The following is a 16,099-nucleotide window of genomic DNA, read 5'->3' as shown; positions in this document are numbered from 1 at the left end:
AAACAGCGGGCGGAGGGCCGCCACCTGTTAAGTTTGAGTTACATATATAAAAAAGGCGCTGTTGCGTCCTGTGTCTGGAAATCTCATAAGCTGTGCGTAAAAGGCGTAAGCTTAAGGAAATCGGGATGCAGGAATGGCAACAGCGTCTGTTTTATGGTAGATATATCCAATAAAGGTCATTATTCTGCCGTTTAAGGCCAATTATACTTAGGAATGCATTCACGTGGTATAATTTGTTAAAAATGCGAGTATTCAACTGCAGAAAGGTTAAACCGTTATTTAATGGTAGTAATGAGAGGAGGTTTTTATGTACGATATAGGGATTTGTGATGATGGTGAATTTATATGCTCCGAATATAGAATTACTGGATTCAGATGGAATTGCAATTATTAGACTTATTACAGGGATGTTTACAATTATCATTTCCTCGTTTTCAGAATGGCTGGTTATGGCTATTGGATGTTGGTTAATTATAAATAATAAGTTTACTATAGGCGCATATATTGCCTTTATTGGCTACCTAGGGCGTTTGTATAAAGTAGCAGAGAACAAGATATTTATTGATAATAATGATATTAACAAAATAAGTATTAAATGTTTAAGAGAACAAATCGCTTATATCCAGCAGGACACTATTATATTTGATGATACAGTACGTAATAATATTACACTTAATATACAGACTAATGAGAGTGTTTTTGAAAAAGTATGTGAAAAAGTTAGACTTGATAAAATTGTAAACGATCTACCAATGAAATATGATACAATGATTGATAAATTATCTTTGTCAGGGGGAGAAAAGCATAAGATAGCTATAGCTCGTGCTATTTTGAAAAACGCAAAGATTATACTTTGTGATGAGATTACCTCTGATTTAGATGGTATTGCCGAAAAAGAAATTATTAATATATTTAAAAATATATCTAATAATTGTACAGTTATATTTATTGCACATAGGATTACTTCTATACTTGGAATGCAAAACATTTGTATTATTAAGGATGGCAAAATAGTTGACTGTGGGAATAGTGATGATCTTTTGTTAAGAAATAATTATTTTAGGGATTTGCTTAATATGCAACCTCAATAATAATTGATATCGTCACTACCGAATGGAAGGATATGGAAAACATGTATCTGCTAATGAAGAATATCACATTAAACTATGGAAAAAAAGAAGTATTATCCAATATTAATATTAATTTGGGATGTGGTATATATGGCCTGTTGGGGGAAAACGGCGCGGGAAAAACAAGCTTATTAAAAATACTTTGCGGGCTGATGAGTCCAACAGGAGGCAGTATTTTATACAATGGTTCTGAAATTGGGAAAATGGGAATTACGTATAGGGTCAATATTGGTTACCTCCCTCAGGTTACTCCATATTACCCTGATTTTTCCGTGGTGGATTATTTATTGTATTTTGCTACAATAAAAGGTATTAGTAATGGAAAAGAGCAGGTAGAACGTCTTCTTAATGAAGCCGGATTGGATAGTGTACAAAATTGTAAAATGAAAAATTTATCCGAAGGGATGAAGCGCAAAGCCGCAATTTTGCAGAGCCTTCTTGGAGAACCTCCCATCTTAATTTTCGATGAGCCTACTGCCGGACTGGATCCAAATGAAAGAAATAAGTTTAAAAGAATGATTAACAGATACTGTGATAATCGAATTATAATAATTTCAACACATCTGGTTTCCGATCTCGAACAATTAGCGGATCGTATTATAGTATTAAGTAAGGGACAGGTAATTAAGCAGGGGGAAAAGACAAATTTGCTTACGGAATTATATGGGAAAGTATGGGAAAGTAAGCTGCCTATAGAAATGATTCATAAAATCAAACCGGAAGATAAAATTATGTATAAGGATAAAGAATATTTTACTGTAAAGACGATCTTAAATGAGAAACCATATGATAATTCTGAAAAAGCAGTTCCCGATCTTGAAGATTTGTATTCTTATTATTTTTAGTGGGTGGTATATAATAAGGTGTTACCCTGATCACGGATATGGGAGGATAAGAAAGAAATGAAGATATTGATGTATGAGATGAAAAAAATAGTATCGGGAAGATTCATAAAAATACTTTTGGCAGGTACATTTTTATTGATAGCCTATATCAATATTTTTGGTACAAGAGGTACTGATTATAAATATGATGAGTATACCGGAACGCTTCAGCTAATTACGGGATGGAATACAGTTAAACTTTATAAAGAAGAAACGGATAAACTGGTGGGTGTGATTTCTGAAGAGGATTTTGAAAAGTACGTAAAAGGCTACAATGCGATTCTCGATAATCCGGATAATTATAAAGGCGATATAACAGGTAATATAAATGACTTAAAACCTGAAATCCGGTATGGTATTCTTCACAGTTATACTCCTATCCTCCCTTATATTCAAGCGGCAGCCCCTGACGGAGTAAGGATAAGGACATTAAAGGAAATTATTCCTGATGCGGTAAACTGCGAGTTCGGGCAAACAGAAATATGGGCCGAACTATTAAAATCATTAAATGGATCCGGGGGAATTATCCTGTCGATTTTAGTGATTGCCAGTACATCAATTATTTTTGCCGGTGAAAAGGAAACAAAAACGGATCAATTAATCTACATGTCAAAAGAGAATAGTAAAGTAAATATAATAAAAACAGCGGCATCCTTTCTTTTTACTTCTATTTTATATTTGATATATCTCATCATTAACTTCGGAAGCAGAATCCTTATCTGGGGGAAAGGTGATGTAAATATTGCTATACAAATGAACAGGTATTTTATAGATTATGAGGCATCTATTACCTTTCTGCAGATGATGGCGATGGCGATGGCGGTTTTTTGGCTGGGCCTGTTTATGCTGACCTCAATAGTACTGTTTATATCTTCGGCCTGTCCCAGTAAATATACGGCAATTATTATATCATTCATTTTAGTTGTAGTAAGTTATATACCATCCGTACTAATGCCTCCCGGCATCATTCACTGGACGCTTTATTTACCAACAAGCCTATTAAGGCCATTAACATATTTTGTAAGTAAGGAAAGATATACGCTGCTGTTTCCTATAGTAATCGCAGGCTGTGCGGCAACTGTTTTTATGACTCTTATTTGTATCCTGTATACAAGATTTAAAAAGTTAGGAAAAGGATAACTTTGTGGGAACGGAACCGTTATGAAAAATGATTGATGCAATCCTGTCCCGGGTAAGTTATAATAGATCTGGGAATACTGGTGACAGGAGGATTTTGCAAATGGAAACTGCCCTGGAAAAGTTCAAGGACATGGAAAAAAGCTGGAAATGGTACCAGATCAACCGATTTATCGGGGCCCTTGCCGGCGCGGTGGTGTATTCGCTGGGGATAAACCTGTTCATCGTACCGGTTGCCCTTTACAGCGGCGGTATTATGGGTTTTTCCCAAATTCTCAGGACTCTGCTCATTCAGTACCTGAATCTGCCGCTCCAGAATTTTGATATAGCCGGTGTGATTTACTACCTGATTAACGTGCCTATATTACTGCTTTCCATGAAACGGATAGGAAGGCGGTTTTTTATCAAAACCGTTATGTGCGTCACCACAGTGACTGTCCTTTTATCAGTGATCCCTATTCCGGTACAGCCCATATTGCCGGATGATACGCTGGCCTGCTGTGTGATCGGCGGTATTATCTGCGGTCTGGGAATGGGACTTGCCTTAAAGAGCGGCGGTTCTCTGGGCGGCATGGATATTGTGGGGATGATGCTGATCAAATGGCGTAAGGATTTCCGTGTGGGGCGGGTGAACCTTATTACCAATATCATCCTGTATTCGGTCTGTATGTTCCTGTTTGATATTCCTACGGTAATCTATTCCCTCATCTATGCATCTTTGAGTTCTTTCGCCATCGATAAGGTACATGCCCAGACAATTAATGTGGAGGTGCGTATCATTACAAAGGCCAGGGATGAGGAGATGGAAAAGGAAATCTTCACCGAGCTGGAGCGGGGGATCACGAAATGGGAAGCTATCGGGGCTTATACGGATGAATCCGTACACATCTTATTTGTCCTGATTTCCAAGTATGAACTGAGCCAGCTGAAAAATATTGTGCACAAATACGATCCCCATGCCTTTATCGTGGTAAACGAAGGGGTAAATGTGGTTGGTAACTATAAAACCCGTCTGTAGGGTGGATACCTGGTTTCAGGAAAACCCCTCCGGAGGATACGCTGTCTGCCAGGCAGGGCGCTTATCCTCCGGAGGGGTTTTTATATGGTTTTATGCTATTGCTGATTGTCCGATTCCGTTTTCGGTTCGCAGGTCAGATGCATTCCCAGCTTCTTGAAAACCGCTTCATCCACGGAGGAGAGCATGACGGAAGAATGAACCTCGCAGCCCTTCAGCTGGCGCAGGGCACTTAAGGCAAGTGCAGCCCGCTTGTCCGTGGCGGCGCTGATGGAGAGGGCGATAAGGATTTCATCCGTATGGAGCCTTGGGTTAATGCTCCCCAGATAAGAGGTTTTCAGTGTCTGGATAGGCTCGATGGCCTGGGGGGATACTAAGTGTACCTCGTGGTCAATGCCTTCCACAACCTTCAGGGAATTCAGGAGGCAGGCGGAGGCGGCGCCCAGGAGGTCGGTGGTCTTGCCAGTCACCAGCGTGCCGTCGGAAAGCTCGATAGCCACGGCGGGATGTCCGGTTTCCTGTTCCCGCTGCATGGCGGCGTTTACCACGGGACGGTCATTGATGGTGAGTCCGGCCTGCTTCATGAGCAGCTGAAGCTTATAGAGGATATCCTTGGAGCTGTTTCCGCGCTTCAGTTCGCACAGGCAGTGGTAATAGCGGCGGATGATTTCCTGGTTGGCGGCTTCCCGGCAGCTGGCATCATCAATGATGCAGTTTCCCGCCATATTCACTCCCATATCCGTGGGGGATTTATAAGGGCTTTCGCCCAGAATCTGTTCGAAAATGGCGTTCAGGACCGGGAAAATCTCCACATCCCGGTTATAGTTCACCGTAGTTTTCCCGTAAGCCTCCAGATGGAAGGGGTCGATCATGTTTACGTCATTCAGGTCTGCCGTTGCCGCTTCGTAGGCCATGTTGACCGGATGCTTCAACGGAAGGTTCCAGATAGGGAAGGTCTCGAATTTGGCATATCCGGCCTGGATGCCCCTCTGGTGCTCATGGTAGAGCTGGGAAAGGCAGGTGGCCATTTTCCCGCTGCCGGGACCGGGAGCGGTGATGACCACAAGGGGCCTTGTGGTTTCCACGTATTCATTCCTGCCATAGCCTTCGTCACTGACAATTAAGTCAATGTTATCGGGATAGCCTTCAATCACATAATGAAGATAGGAGCGGATTCCCAGATTGTTCAGCCGGACGCGGTACTGATCGGCAGAGGGCTGGCCGGAATACTGGGTGATAACAACGGAACTGGCGAGGAACCCCATTTTGCGGAAAGTTTCGATGAGACGGAGGACCTCGGCATCATAGGTAAGCCCGGAATCCATGCGGATTTTATTCCTTTCGATGGAAGGGGCGCTGATGACAAGCACAATTTCCGCCTGATCCTTCAGCTGGCGGAGCATTTTAAATTTACTGTCCGGTTCAAAACCGGGAAGGACACGGGAGGCGTGATAATCGTCAAAAAGCTTACCTCCGAACTCCAGGTACAGCTTGTCGCCGAACATGGCAATACGCTCCCTGATATGCTCTGACTGCATTTTTAAATATTTGTTGTTATCAAATCCGTACTTCATAGCTTCCTCTTCATCATTTCATTTATTTTTTCTTTTGCATGGCGGCGGCGATAAAGCCGCGGAACAGGGGATGCGGCCTGTTGGGTCTTGATTTTAATTCCGGGTGGGCCTGGGTGGCAAGGAAGAACGGATGTCCCGGAAGCTCACACATTTCCACGATACGGCCGTCAGGTGATAGGCCGGAAAGCTTCATACCATTGGCTGTCAGGACACTGCGGTAATCGTTGTTGACTTCATAACGATGGCGGTGCCGCTCGTGGATGGTATCATCCCCATACAGGGAAAAGGCTTTGGAGGTCTTGTCCAGAACACAGGGATAAGAGCCTAAACGGAGGGTGCCTCCGATATCCTCCACGCCATTCTGGTCCGGCATCAGGGCGATAACCGGATGGGTGGTGGAAGGATCCAGTTCCACGCTGTGGGCATCCGCATATCCGAGTACGTTCCGTGCGTATTCCACAATAGACAGCTGCATGCCGAGGCACAGGCCCAAAAAAGGGATATTATGGGTCCTTGCGTAGGAAATTGCCTGGATTTTCCCTTCAATACCCCGGTCGCCGAATCCGCCGGGAACCAGGATGCCGTCCGCATCTCCCAGCATTTCACCGGCATTGGCGGCGGTAACAAGCTCGGAATCCACCCACTTGATATTTACGGTAACGCGGTTGGAAATACCTCCGTGCTTCAGCGCTTCCACAACACTGATATAGGCATCGTGCAGCTGGATATATTTGCCCACCAGGGCGATGGTGACTTCAGACTCCGGAGAGCGGAGGGCTTCCACCATGGCCGTCCAGTCCGTCAGATCCGGTTCCCGGTTTTCCAGGTGCAGGCATTCACAGACAACATCGGCCAGATGCTCTTTTTCCATAGCGAGCGGCGCTTCGTACAGATATTCCACGTCCAGGTTCTGCAGCACATGGGTACTGGGTACATTACAGAAAAGGGCTATTTTATCCTTGATTCCCGTGTCAAGGGGGATTTCGCTGCGGCATACGATGATGTCGGGCTGGATCCCCATTCCCTGCAGTTCTTTGACGCTGGCCTGGGTTGGTTTGGTTTTCAGCTCCTGGGATGCGCGCAGATAGGGGATTAAGGTCACATGGATTAAAATGACATTTTCGTGTCCGGCTTCATGCTGGAACTGCCGGATGGATTCCAGGAAAGGCTGGCTTTCAATATCGCCGACGGTACCACCTACTTCGATAATGGCGATTCGGGTATCATCATCGGTAAAATTGCGGTAAAACCGGCTTTTAATTTCATTGGTAATGTGAGGGATGACCTGAACCGTCCCGCCGCCGTAATCGCCCCTGCGTTCCTTCTGCAGGACAGACCAGTAGATCTTGCCGGTGGTGACGTTGGAATTCTTACCCAGGTTTTCATCGATAAATCTTTCATAATGGCCCAGATCCAGGTCGGTTTCCGTACCGTCGTCGGTGACAAATACCTCGCCGTGCTGGATCGGATTCATGGTTCCGGGGTCAATGTTAATATACGGGTCGAACTTCTGCATGGTAACCTTATAACCCCGTGCCTTCAGAAGCCTGCCCAAAGATGCGGCGGTAATACCTTTACCTAGTCCGGATACCACGCCGCCTGTAACAAATACGTACTTTACTGCCATAGCGTTCTCCATTCTGCCATCAGATGGCCATATAAATTAGAAAAGTACGCCCTGAAGCGTACCGGTTCCCCGCCCTTTGTATCTAAACTCAATTTTAATATTATACAACGGAAAACAGAAAAAAATCTACCGTTTTCTGCAAAAAAATTAATAAATCTTTTATAGTTTGCCCCATAATTTCATAGAATTAATATTGATTTATATTCTCCCAAACCCTATAATAGGAAATGATTATCAGAATTTAGCCAGTTTCTTATAGAGAAGCTGTTACAGAAAGGTTTTACATTATGGATAATAACAACTTAAATAATTATAACGGCGGCAATGGCTTTAACAACGGCCAGGGCGGCGGCCCCGGAAACGGCCAGGGCGGACCGGGGGGAAACGGGCAGCCTCCCAAAAAGCAGAACCTGATGCTGCTTTTAGTTGCAGCGCTGGTCACGCTGGTATGCATGAGTTTTTTCATGAAAATGCTCAGCGGGGTATCCAACCAGGAAATCACCTATAACGAGTTCCTGGAAAAGGTGGATGCGGGCGAGGTCAAGAGTGTGGAAATCACGGATGACCAGATCAATATTATTCCCAAATCCGAGGAGAGCGATAACCCGTTTATGGCTGCCGAGGAAATCAATTATTATACCGGCAGGGTAGAGGACGATACGCTAATCCAGCATCTGTTGGACAAGGGTGTGGAAATAAAAGGGGAAATCCCCGATAATTCCGGGTTCCTGCTCTCCATACTCCTCACCTATGTCCTTCCTTTTGTTATCATTATTTTCCTGTTTAATTTCCTTATGAAGAAGATGTCCGGAGGCGGAGGCCCCATGGGTGTGGGAAAGAGCAACGCCAAGGTTTACGTGCAGAAGGAAACCGGTGTGACATTCAAGGATGTGGCCGGTGAAGATGAGGCCAAGGAATCCCTTGTGGAGGTGGTTGACTTCCTGCATAATCCGGGAAGATATTCCAAAATAGGCGCCAAGCTGCCCAAGGGTGCGCTGCTGGTAGGCCCTCCCGGAACCGGTAAGACCCTGCTTGCCAAGGCGGTGGCCGGGGAAGCCCATGTCCCGTTCTTCTCCCTGACCGGTTCGGACTTTATAGAGCTGTATGTAGGTGTGGGTGCTTCCCGTGTGCGTGATCTGTTCAAGGAAGCTACCAAAAATGCACCATGTATTATATTTATCGATGAAATTGATGCCATCGGCCGCAGCCGTGATTCCAAATACGGCGGCGGGAACGAGGAGCGGGAACAGACACTGAACCAGCTGCTTTCGGAGATGGACGGTTTTGACAGCTCAAGGGGTATCCTGATCCTGGGCGCTACCAACCGGCCGGAGATTCTGGATAAGGCGCTGCTGCGTCCCGGACGTTTTGACAGGCAGATCATCGTGGATAAGCCCGATTTGAAGGGCCGTGTGGAGATCCTGAGAGTACATGCCAAGGATGTGCTCATGGATGATACCGTGGATTTCGATGCCATCGCGCTGGCAACCAGCGGCGCAGTTGGTTCCGATCTGGCTAATATGATTAATGAAGCCGCCATCAATGCGGTAAAGCAGGGCAGGGATTACGTCTGCCAGAAGGATCTGTTCGAGGCGGTGGAGCAGGTGCTTGTGGGAAAAGAGAAAAAAGACCGTATTATGAGCAAGGAAGAGCGTCGTATCGTATCCTATCACGAAGTAGGGCATGCGCTGGTCAGCGCTCTCCAGAAAAACTCGGAACCGGTTCAGAAAATAACCATCGTCCCCAGAACCATGGGTGCCCTGGGATATGTGATGCAGGTGCCGGAGGAGGAAAAATTCCTCAATACCAAGGCGGAACTGCATGATATGCTGGTAGGCCTGCTGGCAGGACGGGCGGCGGAGGAAATCGTGTTCGATACCGTGACCACGGGAGCCTCCAACGATATTGAAAAAGCCACCTCCATTGCCAGGGCTATGGTGACCCAGTACGGCATGAGCAAGAAATTCGGCCTCATCGGCCTGCAGACCGTGGAGAGCCAGTACCTGGACGGACGGGCGGTGATGAACTGTTCCGATGTGACTGCTGCAGAAGTGGATTCCGAGGTTATGCGGATTCTGAAGGAGTGCTACGAAAAGGCTCTGGAACTGCTCCGGGGGAACCGGGAGGTTATGGACCGTATCGCGGAATATCTGATCGAGAAAGAAACCATTACCGGCAAGGAATTTATGAAGATTTACCGCAAGGAAAAAGGGATCCCGGAGCCTGAAGAAGACAGTGCCGGAGAAACCCGTTCCCGTATTTCGGAAAATACCCGTACGGAGACATCCGCCGGTGCTGCTGCGGGGAGTACTGCTGCCGATACCGGTGCATTCTCTTCCGGACAGGAAACCGTGTCCGGGCAGGCAGCGAAAGACGGAGAGGAAATAGTTCCCAAACCCTGGGATCTGCATTTCCGTCAGACGCAGGAGGAAAGCTTCACATCCGGCGGGAATGGAGGCGGACAGACGGCCGACGACGGCGCGGACGGGATTGCGCCTGCCGACGCAGGCCCACAGTCCGACTGGTGGGAAACAAAGGAAAGCGGCATACCGGGCCAGGATTTGGATTTCTTCCGTACCGGGGAGAACGGTACAGAGGAAGCGCCTGCGGGTGAACACCCACAGAATAGTGCAGCTTCGGATGGAACGGCGGAACGCAGCGGGGATAAAGACAACGACGAAACCTCCGCGGGACCGCGCGGGCCGGTAGGAAGATTTTCCAATACCGTGCTTCCTCCTTCCGATAAGAAATAAAATGAAGTTACAGACAAGGGATTCTTATGATTCTGGAATAAGAATCCCTTTTCACGTAAAGATCCCCGCAAGGGGATAACCGGAGTGAATTGAATATGTTTAATTTTGAAGAAGAATTAAAGAAGCTTCCGCCCAAGCCCGGCGTATATATTATGCATGACAAAGAGGATACCATTATTTATGTGGGGAAGGCAATCAGTCTGCGGAACCGGGTGCGTTCCTATTTCCGGGAGAGCACGAACAAAAGCCCGAAAATAGAAAAGATGGTAACGAAAATAGCCAGGTTTGAGTATATCGTCACCGATTCGGAGCTGGAAGCGCTGGTGCTGGAAAATAACCTGATTAAAGAGCACAGCCCCCGCTACAATACGATGCTCAAGGATGATAAAACCTATCCTTATATTAAAGTGACAACGGGGGAAGAATATCCAAGAGTCCTGTTTTCCAGACAGATGAAAAAGGACAAATCCCGCTATTTCGGCCCCTTTACCTCGGCTGCTGCGGTAAAGGATACGATAGAGCTGATAAATAAGCTTTACAAGCTGCGCACCTGCAACAGGGTGCTGCCCAGGGACTGCGGTATGGACAGGCCCTGCCTGAATTACCATATCGGACAGTGCAGCGCGCCGTGCCAGGGCGGAATTTCCCGGGAAGCGTACCGGGAGCAGGTGGATAAGGCCCTGGATTTCTTAAATGGTAATTTCAAGCCTATCCTGGCGGATTTACAGCAGAAAATGGAGCAGGCTTCGGAAAACCTGGAGTTTGAGGAGGCAATCCGTTACCGGGATCTGTACAACAGTGTGAAACAGGTGGCCCAGAAGCAGAAAATTACCGACAGCAACGGGGAGGATAAGGATATCATCGCCCTTGCGAAGGATGAAAACGATGCGGTGGTACAGGTGTTTTTTGTACGGGACGGCAAGCTGATCGGCAGGGAGCATTTTTATATGACCCATGTTTCCGACAGTACCGGGGCCCAGATTCTGCTGGATTTCGTCAAGCAGTTCTATGCCGGAACCCCGTTCGTTCCCAGGGAGCTGATGCTTCAGGAGGAAATCGAGGATGTGGAGGTGCTGGAGCAGTGGCTGGGAAAGCGCAGGGGCGGCCGCGTGCATATCCGTGTGCCTAAGAAGGGCACCAAGGAAAAGCTGGTGGAGCTGGCGGCTACCAATGCATCCCTGGTACTGAGCAAGGACCGGGAACGGATCAAGAGAGAAGAAGGAAGGACCATCGGTGCGGTGAAGGAAATCTGCGGCCTGCTTTCCCTGCCGGATATCAACCGGATGGAGGCCTTTGATATCTCCAATATCAGCGGCTTTGAAAATGTGGGATCCATGGTGGTATATGAAAAAGGGAAACCCAAGCGCAGCGATTACCGGAAGTTTAAAATACGCACCGTCTCAGGCCCTGATGATTACGCCTGCATGAAGGAGGTGCTTACCCGAAGGTTCCTGCACGGGATGGAGGAAGCGAAGGAGCTGCAGGAAAAACAGATTGAGACGGAATTCGGAAGTTTTACCAAATTCCCGGATCTGCTTCTGATGGACGGCGGAAAGGGCCAGGTGAATGTGGCCCGACAGGTGCTGGACGAGCTTCACATAGAAATACCCGTATGCGGCATGGTAAAGGATGATAACCACCGCACAAGGGGGTTATATTACCAGAATAAGGAAATAGTAATAGATACCCGCAGCGAGGGATTTAAACTGATTACCCGGATACAGGATGAAGCCCACCGGTTCGCCATTGAATACCATCGTTCCCTGCGCAGCAAGGAGCAGGTGCGCTCAGTTCTGGACGATATCCCGGGAGTGGGGCCGGCAAGGCGGAAAGCGCTGATGCGGCATTTCAAATCCATAGACGATATCCGCGGCGCGGAGGTTTCCCAGCTGTCCGAAGTGGCTGAGATACCGGTGCATATAGCGGAAGAAATCTATTCTTTTTTTCATGGTTCTGTGGTAAAATAAGCAAAGGTATACGTATGACTGAAAATAAGCCGGATCCGCGCCGGCTGCCGGATATGCATGCGGGCATGTCTGCCCGGCTCGTGTTTCGCGGGAATAATGGAAATCGGAGGACAAGGTATGTCACATGTGAATTTAACACAGATCATTGAGAAAATGAAACTGGAAAACCTGACGCCGGAAATTGATGTAAAGGGTATTAAGATCACCCAGCCGGACATCAACAGGCCGGCGCTGCAGATGGCGGGGTATTTTGAGCATTATGAGGCCACACGCCTTCAGATTATCGGTTTTGTGGAATACACTTACATGGAGTCCATGACGGAGGAGAGAAAGCAGAAAATCTATAACCAGCTGTTATCATACCCCATTCCCTGTATTGTATTTTCCAGAGAGCTTCATCCGGATCCTCTTTTCCTTCAGATTGCCCAGGAAAAAAATGTCCCTATTCTCATGACTAAAAAAGCGACTTCCGCTTTTATGGCAGAAATCATCCGCTGGCTGAATGTTATGCTTGCCCCCTGTATTTCCGTGCACGGCGTGCTGGTTGATGTATATGGGGAAGGCGTGCTGATTACCGGAGAAAGCGGAATCGGCAAATCGGAGGCCGCTTTGGAGCTGATTAAGAGGGGACACCGTCTTGTGTCGGATGATGTTGTGGAAATCCGAAAGGTGAGTGACGACACGCTGATAGGGAATGCCCCGGACATCACCAAGCATTTTATCGAGCTGCGCGGTATCGGAATCATCGATGTAAAGACCCTGTTCGGTGTGTCCAGCGTTAAGGATACCCAGTCCATTGATCTGGTGGTCCGCCTGGAGGACTGGAATAAGGACAAAGAATATGACAGGCTGGGACTGGAAGAGGAATATACAGACTACTTGGGCAACAAGATTGTCTGCCATAACATTCCCATCCGCCCGGGACGGAATCTGGCTATTATCTGTGAGTCGGCGGCAGTCAACCACCGGCAGAAGAAGATGGGCTACAATGCGGCCCAGGAATTGTATACCCGTGTACAGAACTCCCTGGCGCGCAGAAGAGAAGAAGATGAGGAGGACGATTAAATCATGGCAAATTATTGTTTCGGAGTCGATGTGGGAGGCACCACGGTAAAACTGGGCTGTTTTGATACGGAAGGGACTCTCCTGGAAAAATGGGAAATCCCCACAAGAACGGAAAACAGCGGAGAAGCCATTCTTCCCGATGTGGCCGACAGCATTCTGGCTAAAATGAAGGAACGGGAACTGACCCGGGAGGATATCATCGGTGTGGGCGTAGGCGCTCCCGGCCCCATCGACGGGGAAGGAACGGTTTATAACGCCGTTAACCTGGGCTGGGGGACTTTCAGCATCAAGAACCGTCTGCAGAGCCTTCTGAACATCCCCGTGGAGGCCGGAAACGATGCCAATGTGGCCGCACTGGGCGAAATGTGGAAGGGCGGCGGCCAGGGACACAAAAACCTGGTGGCAGTTACCCTGGGGACCGGCGTGGGCGGCGGAATTATCGCGGACGGCAGGATCCTTTCCGGTACCACCGGAGCTGCCGGTGAAATCGGCCACATCCATGTGATGGATGGGGAAACCGAAAAATGCAACTGCGGCAATTACGGCTGCCTGGAGCAGTATACCTCCGCAACCGGTATTGTGAGACTGGCAAAACGCAGACTGGCCCAGGATGACAAACCCAGTGTGCTCAGGAGCAATCCCAATATTTCCGCAAAGGCCGTATTTGATGCGGTAAAAGCGGGGGATGAGCTGGCGGCCGAAGTGGCGGAGCGTTTCGGGGAGATCCTAGGCAAGGAGCTGGCCAATATTGCCGGTGTGGTGAACCCTGAAATATTTGTAATCGGCGGCGGCGTATCCAAAGCGGGGCCGGTTCTGCTGGATTATATCCAGAAGAATTACATACCTTATGTGTTTGCCGGAAGCCGCGGAGCGCTGTTCGCATTGGCAACTTTGGGAAATGACGCCGGTATTTACGGGGCCGCTAAAATGGTGCTGGACTAAAAATACCGGTTACGGCATACTATATTGATAAGTTTATGTAACTGTGAAGGAACTGGACAGTTACAAGTTTATGAGGAATGGGAGCAGCAGTGAGTAAAGCTTTTATTGAATATCTGGAGAGTGTAGTAACACCGGAAAATATCCTTCTTGAGGAACCGATGCATAAGCATACCACCTTTCGGGTGGGAGGACCGGCGGAGGTATTTGTCACCGTCGATAATAAAGAACAGCTGGAAAAAATAATTAAGTACCTGAATCTTGTGGAACGGCCCTATTTCATATTGGGAAACGGAAGCAATCTTCTGGTGGGAGATAAAGGCTACCGGGGAGTTATCATCCGTCTGGGAGGGGAATTTACCGCCCTGAAAACCGAAGGCAATCTGCTGACGGCGGGAGCATCGGTGCTTCTGTCCGCGGCGGCCCGGGAGGCTATGGAAAACGGACTGACCGGAATGGAATTCGCATCCGGTATCCCCGGAAGCATAGGGGGCGGCGTCAAGATGAATGCCGGGGCCTATGACGGGGAAATGCGGCAGATTGTGGAATCCGTCCAGGTGATGTACAAGGATGGCAGCATTCTGGATCTGGACAATGACACGATGGAATTCGGTTACCGCAACAGCGTGATCAAAAACAGGCCCTATGTGGTACTGCAGGTAAGCCTGCGGCTTCAGCCGGGGAACAAAGAAGAAATTCTGGCCCGGATGAATGAGCTTGCCGCCAGGAGAAAAGAAAAACAGCCGCTGGAATTCGCCAGCGCAGGCAGCACCTTTAAGCGGCCCGAAGGGTACTTCGCGGGAAAGCTCATTATGGACAGCGGGCTGCGGGGAGCACGGATCGGAGGAGCGCAGATTTCTGAGAAGCACTGCGGTTTTGTTATCAACGACGGGACGGCCATAGCTGCGGATATTGCAGAGCTTATCCAGGAAGTGGTGGAAACCGTCAGGGACAAATTTGGTGTTACGCTGGAGCCTGAGGTCATATTTCTGGGAGATTTTTAACCGCATATATACCTACTTGCAGGAAAGACAGGAAAGCCTCCCACGGGGCTTTCTCTTTCTTCTTATTACAAAAGAAACCATACGGGCCGGGCAGGGGACATGAGGGAGGAAAGATAAGTGAGATTCGTAATTGTGACGGGGATGAGCGGCGGCGGAAAAAGCACAGCCATGAGGATGCTGGAGGACGTGGGTTTTTTCTGCGTGGATAATCTGCCGGTGCTTCTGATTGAAAAGTTCATGGAACTGCTGGTAATGCCGGGGAACGAAATATCCAAGGCTGCCCTGGGGCTGGATGTGAGGGCGGATCAATCCTTCGGGGATACCATGAAAATACTGGACAAAATGAGACAGAACGGGTTTGTATTTGAAATTCTTTTTATGGATGCTTCCGATGCTACCCTGGTGAAGCGCTATAAGGAAAGCCGCAGGGTACATCCGCTGTGCACGCCCGAAGACAACCGGGTGGAATCCGGTATCCGCAAGGAACGTGAGATTCTTACGAAGATCAAAAAGAGCGCGGATTACATCATTGATACCTCAAAGCTTCTGACCCGGGAATTAAAGGAAGAAATAGACAGAATTTTTGTGCAGAACGGGGAATATAATAATCTCATAATAAGTATTATGTCCTTTGGTTTTAAACACGGGATACCGGCGGATGCGGATCTTGTGTTTGATGTCAGGTTTTTACCCAATCCGTTTTATATCGATGAACTCAAATATATGACGGGGAACGATAAAGGGGTGCAGGATTATGTGATGAGTTTCCCGGAAGCCGGGCAGTTCATGGACAAGCTGGAGGACATGCTTCAGTTCCTGATCCCCAATTATATCAAGGAAGGCAAGTACCAGCTGGTGGTTGCCATAGGCTGTACCGGAGGCAAGCACCGAAGCGTAACGCTGGCAAATGATCTGTATGTGCGCATGAAGGATAAAGGAAATTATGGGTTGACCATCAGCCACAGGGATGTAAAATAAATCCCGGCGGAGGGCTTGCCGGTATC

General features: G+C 47.9%; 12 protein-coding genes. 10 read left to right on the top strand and 2 right to left on the bottom strand.

The genetic code is table 11. From position 1 onward, the window contains the following. Nucleotides 1–329: 329 nt before the first annotated feature. The 4 genes from DXA36_RS05500 (at nt 330) to DXA36_RS05485 (ending at nt 4,169) form a co-directional block, all read left to right on the top strand. Nucleotides 330–1,091, top strand: coding sequence for an ATP-binding cassette domain-containing protein (locus tag DXA36_RS05500; protein ID WP_118677093.1), 762 nt, complete (start codon nt 330–332; stop codon nt 1,089–1,091). A 41-nt stretch (nt 1,092–1,132) separates the two neighbouring features. Beyond that, nucleotides 1,133–1,975 (top strand): ATP-binding cassette domain-containing protein, encoded by an 843-nt coding sequence (locus DXA36_RS05495; protein ID WP_182478944.1) that lies wholly within the window; start codon nt 1,133–1,135, stop codon nt 1,973–1,975. A 57-nt stretch (nt 1,976–2,032) separates the two neighbouring features. Then, nucleotides 2,033–3,154 (top strand): hypothetical protein, encoded by a 1,122-nt coding sequence (locus tag DXA36_RS05490; RefSeq protein ID WP_118677089.1) that lies wholly within the window; start codon nt 2,033–2,035, stop codon nt 3,152–3,154. A gap of 100 nt (nt 3,155–3,254) precedes the next feature. After that, nucleotides 3,255–4,169 (top strand): YitT family protein, encoded by a 915-nt coding sequence (locus DXA36_RS05485; RefSeq protein WP_118677087.1) that lies wholly within the window; start codon nt 3,255–3,257, stop codon nt 4,167–4,169. A 95-nt stretch (nt 4,170–4,264) separates the two neighbouring features. Here the strand turns inward: DXA36_RS05485 and DXA36_RS05480 are convergent, their stop codons facing one another. Next, nucleotides 4,265–5,740, bottom strand: coding sequence for a DUF1846 domain-containing protein (locus tag DXA36_RS05480; RefSeq protein ID WP_118677085.1), 1,476 nt, complete (start codon nt 5,738–5,740; stop codon nt 4,265–4,267). Nucleotides 5,741–5,762: 22 nt separating this feature from the next. Then, nucleotides 5,763–7,367 carry a CTP synthase gene (locus DXA36_RS05475; RefSeq protein WP_118677083.1) on the bottom strand — a complete coding sequence of 535 codons (1,605 nt, stop codon included), beginning with the start codon at nt 7,365–7,367 and terminating at the stop codon, nt 5,763–5,765. A 287-nt stretch (nt 7,368–7,654) separates the two neighbouring features. Here DXA36_RS05475 and ftsH point away from each other — a divergent pair, with 287 nt between their 5' ends. The 6 genes from ftsH to rapZ all read left to right on the top strand — a co-directional run bounded on the left by ftsH (nt 7,655) and on the right by rapZ (nt 16,073). Beyond that, nucleotides 7,655–10,120 (top strand): ATP-dependent zinc metalloprotease FtsH, encoded by a 2,466-nt coding sequence (gene ftsH, locus DXA36_RS05470; RefSeq protein ID WP_118677081.1) that lies wholly within the window; start codon nt 7,655–7,657, stop codon nt 10,118–10,120. A gap of 95 nt (nt 10,121–10,215) precedes the next feature. Further along, on the top strand, nt 10,216–12,087 hold the full coding sequence (gene uvrC / locus DXA36_RS05465; RefSeq protein ID WP_118677079.1) for an excinuclease ABC subunit UvrC: 1,872 nt from the start codon (nt 10,216–10,218) through the stop codon (nt 12,085–12,087). 117 nt (nt 12,088–12,204) lie between these two features. Further along, a complete protein-coding gene (hprK, locus tag DXA36_RS05460; protein ID WP_118677077.1) occupies nt 12,205–13,152 on the top strand; it encodes an HPr(Ser) kinase/phosphatase in 948 nt (315 codons plus the stop codon). A gap of 3 nt (nt 13,153–13,155) precedes the next feature. Further along, complete coding sequence (locus DXA36_RS05455) at nt 13,156–14,094, top strand: ROK family glucokinase (protein WP_118677075.1); 939 nt, start codon at nt 13,156–13,158, stop codon at nt 14,092–14,094. A gap of 89 nt (nt 14,095–14,183) precedes the next feature. Further along, complete coding sequence (murB, locus tag DXA36_RS05450) at nt 14,184–15,095, top strand: UDP-N-acetylmuramate dehydrogenase (RefSeq protein ID WP_182478943.1); 912 nt, start codon at nt 14,184–14,186, stop codon at nt 15,093–15,095. Between the two features lie 117 nt (nt 15,096–15,212). Then, the gene (gene rapZ, locus DXA36_RS05445; protein WP_118677071.1) at nt 15,213–16,073 is read left to right on the top strand and encodes an RNase adapter RapZ; all 861 of its coding nucleotides are present in this window, start codon (nt 15,213–15,215) and stop codon (nt 16,071–16,073) included. Nucleotides 16,074–16,099 lie beyond the last annotated feature (26 nt).

Origin of the sequence: Eisenbergiella sp. OF01-20 (assembly GCF_003478085.1) — a bacterium.
Classification (GTDB): domain Bacteria; phylum Bacillota; class Clostridia; order Lachnospirales; family Lachnospiraceae; genus Eisenbergiella.
This window is presented reverse-complemented; position numbering and strand designations above follow the sequence as displayed.

Excerpts from the sequence above, each read along its gene's own strand:
- DXA36_RS05500 (WP_118677093.1), top strand. The coding sequence starts at position 330 with ATGATGGTGAATTTATATGCTCCGAATATAGAATTACTGGATTCAGAT.
- DXA36_RS05495 (WP_182478944.1), top strand. The coding sequence starts at position 1,133 with ATGTATCTGCTAATGAAGAATATCACATTAAACTATGGAAAAAAAGAA.
- DXA36_RS05490 (WP_118677089.1), top strand. The coding sequence starts at position 2,033 with ATGAAGATATTGATGTATGAGATGAAAAAAATAGTATCGGGAAGATTC.
- DXA36_RS05485 (WP_118677087.1), top strand. The coding sequence starts at position 3,255 with ATGGAAACTGCCCTGGAAAAGTTCAAGGACATGGAAAAAAGCTGGAAA.
- DXA36_RS05480 (WP_118677085.1), bottom strand. The coding sequence starts at position 5,740 with ATGAAGTACGGATTTGATAACAACAAATATTTAAAAATGCAGTCAGAG.
- DXA36_RS05475 (WP_118677083.1), bottom strand. The coding sequence starts at position 7,367 with ATGGCAGTAAAGTACGTATTTGTTACAGGCGGCGTGGTATCCGGACTA.
- ftsH (WP_118677081.1), top strand. The coding sequence starts at position 7,655 with ATGGATAATAACAACTTAAATAATTATAACGGCGGCAATGGCTTTAAC.
- uvrC (WP_118677079.1), top strand. The coding sequence starts at position 10,216 with ATGTTTAATTTTGAAGAAGAATTAAAGAAGCTTCCGCCCAAGCCCGGC.
- hprK (WP_118677077.1), top strand. The coding sequence starts at position 12,205 with ATGTCACATGTGAATTTAACACAGATCATTGAGAAAATGAAACTGGAA.
- DXA36_RS05455 (WP_118677075.1), top strand. The coding sequence starts at position 13,156 with ATGGCAAATTATTGTTTCGGAGTCGATGTGGGAGGCACCACGGTAAAA.